Annotated in this window: 10 protein-coding genes; 6 read left to right on the plus strand and 4 right to left on the minus strand. The window is 60.3% G+C overall.

The window, feature by feature from the left end:
- Window positions 1-2: 2 nt before the first annotated feature.
- The 4 genes from ASE96_RS18985 to ASE96_RS19275 all read right to left on the minus strand — a co-directional run bounded on the left by ASE96_RS18985 (window position 3) and on the right by ASE96_RS19275 (window position 7,274).
- Window positions 3-3,119 (minus strand): helicase-related protein, encoded by a 3,117-nt coding sequence (locus ASE96_RS18985; RefSeq protein WP_200913089.1) that lies wholly within the window; start codon window positions 3,117-3,119, stop codon window positions 3-5.
- Between the two features lie 311 nt (window positions 3,120-3,430).
- Window positions 3,431-5,107, minus strand: coding sequence for a nuclease-related domain-containing DEAD/DEAH box helicase (locus tag ASE96_RS18990; RefSeq protein ID WP_162238837.1), 1,677 nt, complete (start codon window positions 5,105-5,107; stop codon window positions 3,431-3,433).
- An 8-nt stretch (window positions 5,108-5,115) separates the two neighbouring features.
- Entirely contained in the window at window positions 5,116-6,642 is a 1,527-nt protein-coding gene (locus tag ASE96_RS19270; RefSeq protein WP_156367656.1) for a hypothetical protein, read from the minus strand.
- Window positions 6,639-7,274, minus strand: a complete 636-nt coding sequence (locus ASE96_RS19275; RefSeq protein WP_156367657.1) for a hypothetical protein — start codon at window positions 7,272-7,274, stop codon at window positions 6,639-6,641. Before ASE96_RS19275 ends, ASE96_RS19270 begins: the two co-directional genes overlap by 4 nt.
- Window positions 7,275-7,925: 651 nt before the next feature.
- Between ASE96_RS19275 and ASE96_RS17455 the strand changes: the two genes are divergently transcribed.
- The 6 genes from ASE96_RS17455 to ASE96_RS19645 all read left to right on the plus strand — a co-directional run.
- Entirely contained in the window at window positions 7,926-8,708 is a 783-nt protein-coding gene (locus tag ASE96_RS17455) for a substrate-binding domain-containing protein (protein ID WP_235500324.1), read from the plus strand.
- 150 nt (window positions 8,709-8,858) lie between these two features.
- Entirely contained in the window at window positions 8,859-10,178 is a 1,320-nt protein-coding gene (locus tag ASE96_RS17460; protein ID WP_056433398.1) for an ABC transporter substrate-binding protein, read from the plus strand.
- 90 nt (window positions 10,179-10,268) lie between these two features.
- Window positions 10,269-11,339 (plus strand): carbohydrate ABC transporter permease, encoded by a 1,071-nt coding sequence (locus tag ASE96_RS17465; RefSeq protein ID WP_235500325.1) that lies wholly within the window; start codon window positions 10,269-10,271, stop codon window positions 11,337-11,339.
- Window positions 11,336-12,262 carry a carbohydrate ABC transporter permease gene (locus ASE96_RS17470; protein WP_235500326.1) on the plus strand — a complete coding sequence of 309 codons (927 nt, stop codon included), beginning with the start codon at window positions 11,336-11,338 and terminating at the stop codon, window positions 12,260-12,262. Before ASE96_RS17465 ends, ASE96_RS17470 begins: the two co-directional genes overlap by 4 nt.
- Window positions 12,259-13,914 (plus strand): alpha-amylase family glycosyl hydrolase, encoded by a 1,656-nt coding sequence (locus ASE96_RS17475; RefSeq protein WP_056433405.1) that lies wholly within the window; start codon window positions 12,259-12,261, stop codon window positions 13,912-13,914. The genes ASE96_RS17470 and ASE96_RS17475 overlap by 4 nt, the downstream gene beginning before the upstream one ends.
- A gap of 1,328 nt (window positions 13,915-15,242) precedes the next feature.
- A partial coding sequence (locus ASE96_RS19645; RefSeq protein WP_235500328.1) for an FG-GAP repeat domain-containing protein occupies window positions 15,243-16,118 on the plus strand: 876 nt, incomplete at its 3' end.

Raw genomic sequence — 16,118 nt, forward strand, 5'->3', positions numbered from 1 at the left:
GCTCACTGGTTAACTCCTCCATCAGACTCAGCGTAGTAGGTTGAAATCCTTAGTTGGCATTCGGCATCGACATTTCTCATTGACGAGGGTACCTCCCACATCGGTACTGAATCCGCAAAACTTGCAGAACCAGCGAATCGCATCAATCCATCCTTCGGACGCCCACCAACAAGATTTCCATCCCAGTGGATTCTCTCAAAGGCTTTCCCCGAACGGATAAGATCGTCGCGGTACTTGTCGACAAAGTTCGGTCCTTCTTTATCAACCTTGGATGCACGATCCCGGATAACTTGCGCTCCGTCTCGGAATGCCTGTTCGGGAAAAGGAAACGGGCTAGTCAAGTCCGGATTTGATTGGCGCAAGTATGCCACCACGGAACCATGTAGGGCCCGTTTCACCACCGGCTCCGCAAAAGGAGTCAGGCTAGTCGGCTCCACACCGGCATACAAACGCTCATGGTACTCCCGAAACCGTTCGTAGTGACTTCGATCCCTTGGCTTTGATGCACCGTACACAGTCAAGACTAGACCGGGTATTTCCCACCATCGTCGGCCGACGCGACCACTAACCTGGATATATTGGGCCGTAGTCTTTGGCTGGCCGACGATTGTCATGAGGGACAGACGGTCGATATCAACGCCGACCTCGATGATGCTGGACGCAAGGCAAATGTCGACTGTCCGGTGAGCAGCTGTATCCAGGGAAACTTCGAGTTCTTCGAGCGCCTTTGCAATCTCCTCGCTCCTGCGGCTCGTCAGCTCCATGTTGTGGCGGGGCCTTCGAACATCTTTATTGTCATACCCTTCTCGATTTCCCCACGCGGAAAGGTAATCCGGAATATCCGACTGGACGAGCGAAACAGTATTTCCAAGCTCCCTGAGACTGTTGAAGAAACAAACATTTGTCCAGTACGCATCCTTGTCCGCAGACTCGACTAGCATGCCGCCCAGGAGCGCGGCCGACATAGTTCGAACTTGCGCGCTCTGTATGGATCCCAGTGCCGGCGCATGTATGCCAACATACCGCCGCCCAGGCAGAAGCCGTCCATCCTCTCCGCGGGCAGGCTCCGAGAAGAATGAATGCCCCTGCTCTAGACCGTTTGGAGGAAACAGGGTCACCTGTTCCCTGGCATAGAGCGATCTCACCTGCTGTTTAAAGTTTCTGATAGTAGCAGTCGCTGCCAGTATCTTGGGTCGAACATTTGCTCCCCGCCGACGGTCCGTACAGAGTTCCTCAATGACGGGTTCATATATTCCCACCATGGAACCGAGTGGGCCTGAGATCAGGTGTAGCTCATCTTGAATAATAAGTCCGGGCGGCGAAGCAACACGCTCGCCCGTCGGGCCCAAACCAAATATCGATCGGGCCTTTGGCCGCCAGGCTAACATCGCAAACTTGTCGACGGTGCCGAGCAAGAACGTCGGCCGAGACTCGTAAATACCCTCGTCCACAACATGCACAGGAAGCTCGCGGCGTCCGCCGAACCTGCACTTCGCGTCCGGACAGATAAAGGCTATGCGACCGCCCACCCGTTCATATCCGACCAAATGACCTTTTCGTCTGTCGGACTTGATGTGCCCAAAACGCGCTCCACACCATGGGCATCTCAAAAGCAAGAACCTATTCGAAGCTTTGGGGGATTTCTCCATCTGCTGGAAGTCTTTTCGAGCTGCCTCCCACGTGTTCGGCGTTGAACCGCTCCCGACCCAGATTCCGATGCTAATAGGTTCCGACCCTAGGTCCGTTCTGCGGCTGCGCATGTCCTCCAACACCGCTATCAACGCAGCGGCTCGGAGGAACTGTTGGGCCGACAGAAGGCGAAGTGTGTATCGCATGATCACCGAGGTACCGACATCATCAGCATCGGTGAGGCGACGATACAGAATCATGAAGGCTGCGGCCCCAAGGTATGCTTCCGTCTTCCCGCCACCCGTCGGGAAAAATATTAGGTCAACATTTTCCCGATGGGCATTCTCTGTCTCTACCAGCTCAGGAATAATGCTAAGGATGAAACCAAGCTGAAAGGCACGCCAGCGTGCATTCGAATCTTGAATAGTAGGACTCGTGGGATAGGCAATTGAGAAATCATAACCGAGTTGTGAATTTAACTTCACATCGCGCAATGGGAACCGCGAACGCTCCTGTTGCATAAGCATCGCTTCATTCGCGAGTTGGAATGACACTCTTGCTAGCTTATTACGACGCAATATATCAAGTCCAGCTTCCATTCTACGATGCGCGCCTCTGCACAACTCCATATTGCGGGCTGCCGCGGAGCGATAGCTTTCATCCAGTTGGTCAGACACCGACTCTTGCTCGCCAATCCACGCCCCATAACTGTCCACCAAGGTCTTCAACTGTAAATCGCCGACAGGATCTCCCGCCGCCAATAGACCCATTTCCAGGCGGAGCTGCTCCCTTGTTCCATCATGCGTCTTCACCCGGATGTCCGGGGTGGGACTGCTTGCCTCGTAAGTCGGTAGAACATCCGCCCAGACCATACTGACCCGGTCCCCGGCCGGTTCGGACCAGTTCGCCGCACATCCATGGCCTCGAGCGAACGTTCTAGTGTTTCTGAAAAGCAGTGCTAGCTCTGCCATCTCTTCGTCCGTACTGTCGACCAACGGACGCTCGGGAAATGCAGTAAATGCGCCACCGCTCTCGGAGTAGACCTGCATTTCAACCTGGAAGACAGTGGACTGCTGCCCCTCCTTCGATTCCAAGTTCTCGAGCACGAAGGTCGTCAAGACATCGTCCGTGTCATGCCTATGGGGTGAGGTCCGAGAGAAATAGCTCAACCGTATATTTGGCACTTCGCCCACAGTCGAAGTCGGAGTTAGGGATTGCCGCAGTCGTTGACGGTCCAAGATTTCCCGCGAATCGATGCATCCAGCGGATTCAAAAGGCCTCCTGACCCACCAACTTCGCTTTGTTCCGGAGACTTCAACATTGAACTTTCGATAAACGGCGCCGCGAACGCGCCACAAGAGTTGACCTTTGAAATCTCGATGAAGGGAACAGGTGACGGCCAAGCTGCTAGGAAGATATTGGTTTGCACCCGCAAGATCCAAATCATCGCCGCCGACCTCCGAAGCATCAGAGTTGAACTCAAGATCCATACCCTCAACGGGATCGGCTACTGCAGGACGGGCTGTAGCGTCATGTTCGTAGGGAGAACCAACCCCGGCGTCACCAAGATCACGAACCTTCCCTGCAGGGAATAGCAACCCAACACCGTAGCGATTACTTGGTTGGACAATTGACAGAATCTCTTCGCCAGACTCCGAATCATGCCACGGGCCCTCTGCCTCCAACCACGATGTGAAGCGAACCGGGCTGGAAAGATCTATAGGTTTTCCTAGCCTCTCATTTGAGAGTAGGGGGCCAACCAGCTCGCGTCTAACCTGCGACTCGACTGTTTCACGTCCATTCATGCTTTTACTCCTGGAAGAATTTGGTTCAAGACGGAGGCTTGTCCGGTCACGACAGTCCTCATTGTCGATCGACTCATGCCTATGTAGAGCAGGTCTGCGATAGCCCTCAAACTTGATTTAGAATCAATATCGGTGATTATTACGCAAGGCGCCTCAAGACCCTTGAAGGAATGGATTGTTTCGAATTTTGCGATCGAATCATTCGCGACGCTTCCATAGGGAACCAATCGCTTATTGAGCCACGAATTACTCGCCTCGGATGCAACCGATTTTTTTCGCGGACTCAAAACGACAATATCTTTGAGCTCAAAACCCTCACATGTCAGTTCACGGATGGCCTCAATGAGAATGTCTTCAGCCTCGAGAAGGTTCTTGTAAGTCTTAAACTTCGGCATTACTCCGTCATCACGACGCCTATAGCGTTTATATCCCGGATCCAGACGCCCGAAAAGAGCCACGGAAGCTCCTACTTTTGGCAAATTCCTGCAGTTACTATGGAGCCTATAGACGGGGGTTTCGGGAACCCTTAGGTCAAACTTCGCAATTATGTCTTCGGTGGTATATATTTTCTGATGATCGAAGTCGCCAAATGCCAGAAAACGACCGTTCGTTAGTTCACCGTGAAGCATTCCATCTAACACATTAAGGTAGCGACTCCGCAGTATATCCTGGGCTTCATCGATTAGGAGGTAGTCTCTCGCGCAATCATGCGCAAGTAGCCATTCGAGAGCCGCATCTATGAACTCGTTGTCCCACCAACCGTGGGGGACGTCTGCTGGTACCGGGATTCCAGAAATTCTCTTGAGCAAGCCGTGTATAGTGCCGACCTCCAGCCCTGGAACATCGGCCAGTTCCTTCCGCAGATGCTCAGAAAGATTCCTGTTAAAACATACCAAGTAGCCCGATTTCCCCTCCGCCGCATACTTACGAGCGGCAGCTTTCGCCAGGTGCGTCTTCCCCGAACCTGCTGGCCCCATGAATAACACTCTAGGATTGTCTTCCATGACGTCCAGCGCATCCAGCTGCTCGGTCAGGACCTCTTCCAGTTCTTCAGTCAGATCTTGCCGCAGTTCATCTGCCGATTGCCGACGGAGAAAATCCGGACGGAGGACCTCTGCTATGCGATTTGCTAGACGTCTGTCAAGATTGGACGGCTGTACCAGTCGCCCTTTTCCTCTCAGGTGCCCTTCTGCGATGTTCAAGAAATCGGCTATGGCTCGTCCCACGCTACCGCGCCTATCCTCTGAATAGAGCGAATCCCACCGGTTCCATTCAGGTGAATCAACAATGGAATGACTTCGCGAAATATGCGTGAACCATACAACTGAGTCAAAGGGAATTCCTTCGAGATTTATTCCCTTTTTCTTGAGGGACCGCTCAATAGATCGGTAAGCATCATTAGCCTGGTCGAAGGGACTGCGATGTGTGGGAGGCAAATTGCCCATATGCCACATGCCGTTCTTGCGTTCAATTCTCTGGACCGCTTTCACCTCAACTAAGGCGATACCCCGTCCCGGAGCAATGACTAGAAAATCAGCCTCGCCTTCGAGATTGCTGACGTGGTTGGCGATGTTTAGGGAATGAAGGACAATCCAGTCCCGTGTCGCGGCGTCTGACTCAAACTTCGGAAATAGGATCACTTCGCCCGGAGACTTAGTCTCTTTCGCCAGCATTGGAGGAATCATTCGAGCCATAGGTACCTACTCTCTAATTTAAGCGAGCGACATTCATGTTTTTTGACCCTGAACACATTGGGCGAGACCGCAAGAACTTCACACGCAAGCATACTGGCCAAGCCGCTAATTTCTGAGTTCATTCTCAATGAGCCCTGCACAAGTAACACTTGCATGTCAGCCTGAGACAACTTGGCTTCAAGTTGCCTCCGAATGCCCTGAGTTGTCTTGCTTTGTGCGCTACGAAGTTGATTTCGCGCGTCCAGAAAGTCGCCGGGATCTAGGCCAAGCCACTGCATCAACAATTTGAAGTCGGTATCGGAGCGAGGACCAAACGTACCGTCCAGGGACCAAGCCTCTACCCTTGGAATGGTGCGCATGCCAGCGTGCAAGAGCCGACTCCGAACCCAGCGTTCTCCATGTCGACGTAGCTGCAGGGACAGCAGGGATTTCCATTGGGAATGCAAATTCAGAGTCGAGGCACCGTTACTGCCGAGCTTCTGCAGCGTAAGCTCGCGCAGTATGTCTGAGTCAGAAGCACCCTCTCGGACCACGAGATAGGTGCCGACATTCACTTCTTCAACATCGGTAAGCTTCACCCGTTCTCCCAGCCGCCCCTGGGGATCTATCGTCCTTACCTGTTCTCCTTCAACGTCGAGAAGCGTGCTGTGTCCTCCTGAAAGCGTTACCTCCCGCGCCCAAACCTCGTCAACGTGAAGCGGGACTGAGTCATCCTCCGTCGCTCTGGCTCGCGGCCCTTCGAGATAGAAGTCCGCGCCGACTTCGTCATCTCCCTGCCCTGCCGTCTCGAGATCTAACGTGCCTGTCTCTCTGTGGACAACAGCTCGGGTATACGGGTTCATGAATGCAACTTGAAGTTCAGAAGATGGAAGACTGGGTTTGCTAATCCAGCTTGGCATGATGAAGACCTGTTCTTCTGATCGCGGCGAACGCCAGGCGCCGGATCCAAAAAGAACTGGTGCTCCAAGGTATATTATTTGGTCGACGGGGGTTATTCCCTTCACTTCCGTGCGCCCCAGAATCTGGGTTCCAGGAAACGCTGACCGTAGGTTAGCTCGGTACTGTTCGACTAAGTAATTGCGGGGCAGTACGACAGCGATGTTCGTCCCGACCCCATCCTTTAGATAATCTGCCAGTACTTCTGCCATGGGCGCCGTGGTTTCTGAACGTAGTTTATCGACAAGCTGTCGAACACTCTGAATGCGTTCTGCGTTGGAAGACATCAACTCCAGCCGAAGAATATCTCGTTCAAGACTTTCAAGAAATTCACCAAAACGCAGGTTTAGGCGAATTTCTCCGGGTGACTGCGACCAATGCCAGCGCAGCCCAGAGATCAAATCAAAAGTGGGCTGCCACGGAGAGATCCCGTCCAGCTCCAATTCTATTCGGATTTGTCGGAGTAGGTAAGTTAGAGTCTCACCTATCAGGTCTCCCACCCTTAGAATTTCAATCGGGGCTCGAGTCGCACCACGAACAACTTCGTAGATGTTCCGGATTTCTTTAATTGTCTTCACAACGGAACCTCGAAGCCGAGAACTTCTATGCCTGGCGGTGGAGTCCAATCGAGGAAACCGTTTTCTAGCGGGACCCCTCCGGCCCTTATTCTGAGAACAGATTCATCAAAAGACTCATGGTCCTGACTTCGATCAACGACGCATACTATAAACTGTGATTCAACAGTCCGGAGCCAGCGCGCAGCGGATGTTCCATCAAGAATGACCAGGGAAGCACCGGCATCAAGATCTGAGCGTCCGCCATCGGTAGACGGGACAATGGTGGCGCACCACGACGTGGCGCTCGTCGACTCTGGCACTGTCAGTATGTCTCCAAGCGCATTCATGGAATCTGGTGCCAGGCCGATCAACGTTTCGCTCTCAGCAAGGAGACTTCGCTTCACTCCCACGATGGCAACGTCGTGATCTACTTCGGCGTTGGCAGCAATCCAACTTCCCTCTAACCATGTTCCGGCGAGAATTGAGGCCGGTCGGGGAATGTCTCTGTACCCGGTTGAACCTATTCCGTTTTCCCGTATATTTGCGTAAAGCACACTATCTATCGAAAGATGTATTCCGTCGATATTAATTCGCTTCTTGTTCTCATCCCAGCCATGAAAAATACCGCAACGTACACGATTTCCGGTTGCCAATGCGATTAAATTTCCTGGACGCAGTAGCTTAAAACTTGAGGCCGATATTGAAGCGTATTCTCGCCGTTTGGATAACCGCCAACCAACGCCAATCAGCCAGGCTGCATAATCCCGTAGGGGTACTGTGACCACCAGAATTACTTGACTCTGGGGATCTGTTTGATGCTTGGCTAACTGTCTGCCAAGTAACAGAAATGAATCAGCCCACGCTGCTTCGACCGCCGGGCCCCCATTCTGCTTCATGTATAGAGGCACTTAACTCTCCGATTACCAGCCGACGATCTGTTTAGGTTCAAAGTATCACCCTCCCCATGCGCAGCTCGTAATGGCGACTACCTTTCTCGCAGCCGTTAGAAGTACCTGGGCCGTACTGGTCGGAGGAGGTGACATATTTGGTTGCGTCACGGAGGTGATGCTTGGTTGGGGAACGACCAAGACTGGCGAGTCGGAACCCGCGCGGAATCGAAATCGGCGGCACAACGGCCGGCAGGTCGACTCCGCAGGGCCATGACACCTCTCCAGTAGTCCTTCGTCTCACGGGATCCCGGCACTAGGCGATCACGTGACCGTCGCATGTATTAGTCGGAGGCTTGACTTCAGCGCGGACGGTCCCCGCGGCAGGGCCTTCCATCGATACAAAACATGCAGGGCGTGGAGGAGGAAGCCCGGGAACGCGTGTACGCCGCGATGGTGGGCCGCACCGGCGCCAAGTCCGCCTACATCGCCGGCTACCTGCGGACCCTGCGCACCTACCGGGCCGCGGGCGTCATCCTCATCTCCGCGGTGATCACGCCGGAGACCAGGCAGCTGCTGGGGCCGAACGTCCCCATCATCTCCGTCGCCATCAGCGACAAGTCGGGCTCCCCCAGCGTGGCGATCGACGACGAGCAGGCAGCCTACGACGCGACCCGTCACCTGCTGCGGCTCGGCCACCGGCGCATCGGCCTGCTGACCGGGGATCCGGCGTCAGTCTACGTCGCCCAGCCCCGGAAACGCGGCTATCTCCGCGCCATGACCGAAGCATGCTGCACCCCGGTCACCGCCACCGGCAGCTTCTTCTACGAAAGCGGCGCTAACGGCGTCGACGAGCTGCTACAGCAGGACGCCGGGCTCACCGCCATCTTCGCGATGAGCGACGAGATGGGCGCCGCCGTCGTCAATGAACTGCAGCGGCGCGGGCTCCGGGTGCCGGAGGACGTCTCCGTCCTGGGCTTCGACAACACCTCCACCTCCCTGCACGTGAACCCGCCGCTGAGCACCATGGCCCAGCCGCTCGAGGAGATGGGGCGGATGGCCGTGAAAAAGCTGCTCCGCTCCCGCGACCTGGGGCCGAAGATCATGCCGCACCGGCTGATCGAGCGCGGCTCCACCGCCCCGCCCGGTTCAACACCGCCCAGTCCAGCCCCGCCGGGCACGCCAGAACCCACCAGCTAGCCCCAACAGACCACACCACCACCGGCGGCAGCCGGCACTCCCCCGTGCCACCAACCGGCCAGCCACCGCAGTTCCGCATGCACCAAACCACCCACACCAAACCACTCGCACCAAACCATTCGCACCAAACCACTCAACAAGGAGCAACACATGAGGCAGCGCCGCCGCACCTGGCAGACTCTTCTCGCCACCACCGCATCCCTGACCGTCGCCGCCGTCGCCCTCACCGGCTGCGGCGGGACCGCTACAGACGCGAAGAGCACCCCGAAGGCCGCCGCCGCGTCCTTCGAGGGCAAGGGCCCCATCAACTACGTCTCCAACCGCGACGCCTCCGGTGCCGCGAACAAGACCATCGAGGAGTGGAACGCCGCCCACCCCGAGGAGAAGGTCACGTTCATCGAACTGCCGGACTCCGCGGACCAGCAGCGCCAGCAGCTCATCCAGAACGCGCAGATCAAGTCGGACACCTTCAGCGTGCTGAACCTGGACGTCGTCTGGACCTCCGAGTTCGCCGCCAACAAGTGGATCCTGCCGCTGCCCGCGGACGCCGTCCCCACCGACAAGATGATCCCCGCCACGGTCAACGCCGCGACGTACCGGGACTCCCTGGTGGGCGCGCCGTACTACACCGACGGCGCCCTGTTCTACTTCCGCTCCGACCTGCTCCAGGCCGCCGGCATCGCCGCCCCGCCCAAGACCTGGGACGAGATGAAGACTGCCTGCAAGGCGATCCTGGCGCTCCCCGAAGCCGCCGGCATGTCCTGCTACACCGGCCAGTTCGACAAGAACGAGGCCCTCACGGTCAACTTCTCCGAGGCCGTCGCCTCCGCCGGCGGCACCGTCGTCGACGCCGACGGCAAGCCCACCGTCAACACCCCCGAAGCCAAGGAAGGCCTGAACCTGCTGGTGGACGGCTTCAAGGACGGGCTCTTCCCCTCCGACGCCATCACCTACCTCGAGGAGCAGGGCCGCCGCGCGTTCCAAGACGGCAAGCTGGTCTTCATGCGCAACTGGCCCTTCCTGCACGCCTCCCTGAGCGCCACCGACGGCTCCAGCAAGGTGAACGGCAAGTTCAACATCACCTCCATCCCCGGCACCGACGGCCCCGGCGTCTCCACCCTGGGCGGCCGCAGCCTCGCCATCTCGCCGTTCACCCCGAACAAGGCCACCGCGCTGGAGTTCGTCAAGTTCTTCACCAGCGAGGAGCAGGCCCAGAAGCGCCTCGCCCTGTCCTCCCGCGCCCCGGTGTACGCCTCTCTGTTCGAGGATCCCGCCGTCGTCGCCAAGCGCCCGTTCTTCCCCACCCTGCTGACCTCGCTGAACAACGCCCAGCCGCGCCCCAAGGTGGTCCAGTACGGCGCCACCACCAAGGCGATCCAGGAAGAGGCCTACGCGGCCATCACCGGCGCCAAGGACACGGACACCGCCCTGAAGGACATGCAGGCCAAGCTCACCGAGCTGACCAAGTAATTCCGTAGCCCCAGCAGTTCAGACCCCACGTCTGGCCGGCCGGTCCATCCCGGCCGGCCAGGCAGCTGCAACTCCAGTTAGGTACCCAGCATGACGACGACGACCGCCCCGCCCGCCGGCGCGCAGACCGGCACGCCCCACGCACCCGGGCCCCGCAGACGCGGCAAACGCTCCCCAGGCGAAGGCCGCATGGCCGCGATGCTGCTCTCCCCCACCATCCTGGTGCTTGCCCTGGTGATTGTGTACCCGCTGCTCTCCGCGGTGCACCAGTCCCTGTTCCGCGCCGAATCCGGTCTGGACGCGGACGGTTTCGTCTCCGACGTCGAATCCTTCGTGGGCCTGGCCAACTACGCCGACCTGTTCGTCGGCGAGTCCGGCCGGCGCTTCCTGAACGCCTTCGCCAACACCACGTTCTTCACCGTCACCACGGTGTTCCTCGAGACCGTCCTGGGCCTCTGCCTGGCCCTCGCCATGAACCGCGCCTTCCGCGGCCGGTCCTTCCTGCGCGCCAGCATCCTGGTCCCGTGGGCCGTCCCCACCGCCGTCTCCGGCCTGCTGTGGCGCTGGATCTTCCAGTCCGACGGCATCGCCAACAACCTGCTCGGCAGCGAAATCCTCTGGACCGCCGAAGGCAACGCCTCCAGGGTCGCCGTCATCATCGCCGAGGTCTGGAAGACCGCCCCGTTCATCGGCCTCCTGGTCCTGGCCGGCATGCAGGTCATCCCCGGCGAAGTCTACGAAGCCGCCCGGATCGACGGCGCCGGCTGGTGGCGCCAGCTCGGCTCCATCACCCTCCCGCTGGTCAAGCCCACCCTGCTGGTGGCCGTGCTGTTCCGCATGCTCGACGCCCTGCGCATGTTCGACCTTCCCTTCGTGCTGATCGGGCCGGGCAAGGAATCCGTGGAGACCCTCTCCATGCTCGCCTGGGACGAATCCAACCAGCTCCGCTACGGCTCCGCCTCCGCGTTCGCCGTCATGCTCTTCCTGTACGTCGCCGTCGTCGCGATCGTGTTCGTGAAGGTCCTCGGCGCCGACGTCACCGGCGCGAAGGAACTGAAGCTGCTGTCGAAGAAGACCGCCCGGAAGAACCGCCTCGCGGCCAGCCAGACGCAGGCGAACACTGAAGTGTCAGACCAGAAGAAGGCCGAGGCCACCCGATGACCATCTCCGACCTCCGCAACGCCGCCGCCGACTCCGGCGCGACCGGTTCCGGCGCACCCGAGGCGACTGCCGCCGTCGTACCCGGCAAAACGAAACCCAAGCGCACCTGGCGCTCGTACAGCGTCTACGCAGGCCTGGCGCTGATCTTCGCGTACTGCCTGGCGCCGTTCTACTGGATGCTGGTCTCCAGCCTGCGCCGCACCGCGGACATCTTCGACAACACCCTGCTGCCGGCCCCATTCTCGCTGGAGAACTACGCCAAAGTGTTCGACGGCTCCACGATGTTCGGCCAGGCGCTGCTCAACTCCCTGATCGTCGCCGGCACCACCACCACCTTCGCGCTGGTCCTGGGCGTGTTCGCCGCCTACGCCATCTCCCGGCTGAACTTCCGCTTCAAGTCGCTGATCCTGGGTGTCATCATCGCGACGTCGATGTTCCCCGGCATCTCCGTGGTGGTCCCGCTGCTGCGGCTCTTCACGGACATCGGCTGGATCAACACGTACCAGGCGATGATCGTGCCGAACCTGTCCTTCGCGATCCCGCTGGCGGTCTGGAACCTCACCACGTTTATGAAGGCCCTGCCGTTCGACCTCGAAGAGGCGGCCATGATCGACGGCTGCACCAAGTGGCAGGCGTTCCGCCGGGTGCTGCTGCCGCTGGCCGCGCCGGGCGTCTTCACCACCGCGATCCTGACGTTCATCCACAGCTGGAACGAATTCATCATCGCGCTGTCCATGATCAACGATCCGAAGATCCAGACCGCCACGGTCGCGATCTCCAAGTTCACCGGCGCCACCGAGTTCCAGGCGCCCTTCGGCGAGCAGATGGCGGCCGGCGTGATCGTCACCGTCCCGCTCGTGATCATGGTGCTGATCTTCCAGCGCCGGATCGTCGAAGGCCTCACCGCCGGCGCCAGCAAATGAGCGCTCTCGAGGAAACCACGCTCACGCCCGACGTGAAGTGGTGGCAGTCCGCCGTCATCTACGAGGTCTATCCGCGGTCCTTCGCGGACGGCGACGGCGACGGCGTGGGCGACCTCGCCGGGCTCACCGCCCGGCTGCCGTACATCGCTTCGCTCGGCGTCGACGGCATCTGGATGACCCCGTTCCAGCCCTCCCCTCAGGTGGACCAGGGCTACGACGTGAGCGACTACTGCGGCGTGGACCCACTGTTCGGCACCATGGAGCAGTTCGACACGCTGCTGGCTGAGGCGCACGCGCTGGGTCTGCGAGTGCTGCTCGACGTCGTCCCCAACCACTGCTCCTCGGCGCACCCGCTGTTCCAGGCAGCTTTGGCGGCCGGGCCGGGGTCCCCGGAGCGGGACATGTTCCACTTTGTCCCGGGTCCGGTGGACATGTCCGACGGCGGCGGCTTGGGTACCGGTGTTGCTGACCTCGACGACGTCCCGCCGAACAACTGGCAGAGCGTCTTCGGCGGCCGGGCGTGGAGCCGGGCCAACCCGGACTCCGCGAGGGACCGGGACTGGTACCTGCACCTCTTCTCCCCCGAGCAGCCGGACTGGAACTGGCGCAATCCCGCCGTCGGCGACTACTTCGACGGGGTGCTGCGCTTCTGGTTCGACAAGGGTGTGGACGGCCTCCGGATCGACGTCGCGCATGCCCTGTTCAAGGCCGATGGCCTGCCCGACTCGCCCTCCGCGGGCGGGGTGGTGGACGGGCTGCGGTCCAACCCGCAGGTCTCGGACCAGGAGGAAGTCCACGAGGTCTACCGCCGCTGGCGCACCCTCGCGGAGAAGTACGAGCCGCACCGCCTGCTGGTGGGCGAGGTCAACCTGGAACCGGCCCGCGCCGCCCGCTACACCCGCGCCGATGAGATGCAGCAGGCCTTCGCCTTCGCGTTCGTGAAGCTCGGCTGGGACCCGGCGGCGTGGGCCGCCGTCGGGAACGAGCTCGAGGCCGCGCGGCAGCTGCACGGCGCCACACCGACGTGGGCGCTGGAGAACCACGACATCGTCCGTTCGGTCACCCGGTTCGGGGGCGGTGACGTTGGCGCGCTGCGTGCCCGGGCCGCGCTGGTGGCGCTGCTGGGGCTTCCCGGCCCGGCGTATATCTACCAGGGCCAGGAGCTGGGGCTGCCCGAGGTGGAAGTCCCTCTGGAGTCCCGGGTGGATCCGATGTGGGCCCGCGGCGGCGTCTGCCGCGACGGTGCCCGCGTCCCGCTGCCGTGGACTGGTGACGATGCGTTGAGCCACGGTTTCTCGCTGGCTGAATCCGTGGCGGAACCGTGGCTGCCCCAGCCCGCCGGCTGGGGCGCGCATGCAATCGAACTCCAGCAGCAAAACCCGGAGTCCTCGCTGGCACTGGTGACCAAGGCCCTGGAGCTACGCCGGCTGCTGTGGAAGAACGAGGTCTTCGGCCCAAACGACGGCGGCACCTGGCGCGTGGAACCCGGCAACCTGCTGGTCTGCGAACGCAGCGCCGACTTCTTCGTCGCCGTCGCGATGGGCACCGAACCGGTCCGGCTGCCGGCCGGGACCGTGCTACTCAGCGCCGCACCCCTAGCCGCGGACGGCTGGCTGCAGCCGAACAACACCGTGTGGGCGTTGCGGGACTGATCCTTGTCCGCTTCGGGCCGCCCAGTATCCTTCGCGGAGTCTGGGCGACTCTTGGGGTGTCCGGCGGCACCCGCCGTCGAGCCACAACGGGAAGGACTGACTCTGCCGAAAAACCAAAAACGGCCGAACGCCCAGGCGGTGCCACCGCCCCCTTCGGCAGTCCTCACTGCCCACTGGACCCTCAACCAGGAGTACTTGACCGCTTAGCCCGAGGTGACTCTGCCTCAGACACTCGACGTGCTCAGCGTGAACAGCCCTTGTGTATGTCTGCTTCAGCCCTCTCAAGTAGGGGAGACACATGTCGTCATGGATTTAGGTGTTAGATTCTCATTGTCCGCGGCTCTGCGGGCTCGAACGCCGCCCAAAGTGCGGCCCTTGGGGGGACATTTCTTGTTGGCTTCTAACAGAGTTGGGCCATTTTCGATTGCCGCGCGGTTGCTGGTCGTCGTGTCCTTGATGCTTGGCCTTGCGCCCATTTCTGCCTCGCACGCGGCGGAGGATACGACGCCTCCTGTGGTGCGAGGGATGTCGATATCGCCGCAGACCGTTGATGTAAGCAACGGTCCCAAGACAGTGACGGYTACAGCCCACATCACAGACGACCTCTCCGGGACCGGCTCCGTGTTCCTCTACCTTGAAAACCTTCCTGGCAAGGTCTATTCGTTCATGAATCTCGCCAGCGGAACCCCGGTTGACGGCACCTTCAGCGCGACTCTAACCATCCCTGCCGGTGCCCCCGCGGGAACTTGGAAAATCTCGCCAGCGGAACCCCGGTTGACGGCACCTTCAGCGCGACTCTAACCATCCCTGCCGGTGCCCCCGCGGGAACTTGGAMTCCGCGCTTTAGTGGTGTTCAAGACGCCGTCGGCAACTACTCCGGGAACGAAGCGCTAGCAGATATCACCGCCCCGACACTAACGGTCACTGACCGTGAGGTGACCCCCGCGCCGGTGACCTTCACCGACAAGGACGGCACCGCCCAGGACACCTACACCGTCCCGGCAACCACCGGYGTTGACTACCTCGTCGGCGACAAGGTCGTTCCCGCGGGGACGTACCCCGGCAACGGAACCATCACGTTGACTACCTCGTCGGCGACAAGGTCGTTCCCGCGGGGACGTACCCCGGCAACGGAACCATCACCGTCACCGCCAAAGCCAAAACCGACTACGTCCTGRCCGCCGGCGCGACCTCCWCCTGGACCACCACGTTCAAAACCACCCCCAACCCGGCGACCCCGGCTGCGGTGGTGTTCACGGACAAGGACGGCACCGCCCAGGACACCTACACCGTCCCGGCAACCACCGGCGGCGACCCCGGCTGCGGTGGTGTTCACGGACAAGGACGGCACCGCCCAGGACACCTACACCGTCCCGGCAACCACCGGCGTTGACTACCTCGTCGGCGGAACAGCCAAACCGGCCGGCACCTACCCCGGCACCGGAACCGTCACCGTGACCGCGAAAGCCCGCACGGACTACGTCCTGGCTCCGGGTGCAACAGCATCCTGGACCGCTACCTTCAAAACCACCCCGTTCCAGGTCACCCCCGCAGCAGTCATCTTCACCGACAAGGACGGCACGACCGCTGACACCTACACGATCCCCGCCACCACCGGCGTGGACTACCTCGTCGGCGGAACAGCCAAACCGGCCGGCACCTACCCCGGCACCGGAACCATCACCATGACCGCGAAAGCCAAAGCCAACTACGTCCTGGCTCCGGGTGCAACAGCATCCTGGACCGCGACGTTCAAAACCACCCCGTTCCAGGTCACCCCCGCAGCAGTCATCTTCACCGACAAGGACGGCATGACCGCTGACACCTACACGATCCCCGCCACCACCGGCGTGGACTACCTCGTCGGCGGAACAGCCAAACCGGCAGGCACATACCCCGGCACCGGAACCATCACCATCACCGCGAAAGCCCGCACCAACTATGTCCTTGCCGCCGGCGCAACAACGACCTGGACCACCACCTTCAAGGCGACTTTCGCGTCAGCCAGAAGGTCAAACGATTTCAACGGTGACGGCCGGGGCGACCTGCTGGCCRGGGACAACACCGGGGTCCTGTGGTTCTACCCCGGCAACGGCAAAGGATCCTTCCTCGCCCGGGTACGAATCGGCAGCGGCTGGAACGCCATGACATCCATTACCGGCACCGGAGACCTCAACGGTGACAGCCGGGCCGACCTGCTGGCC

Origin of the sequence: Arthrobacter sp. Leaf69 (assembly GCF_001422645.1) — a bacterium.
Taxonomy (GTDB): Bacteria; Actinomycetota; Actinomycetes; order Actinomycetales; family Micrococcaceae; genus Arthrobacter.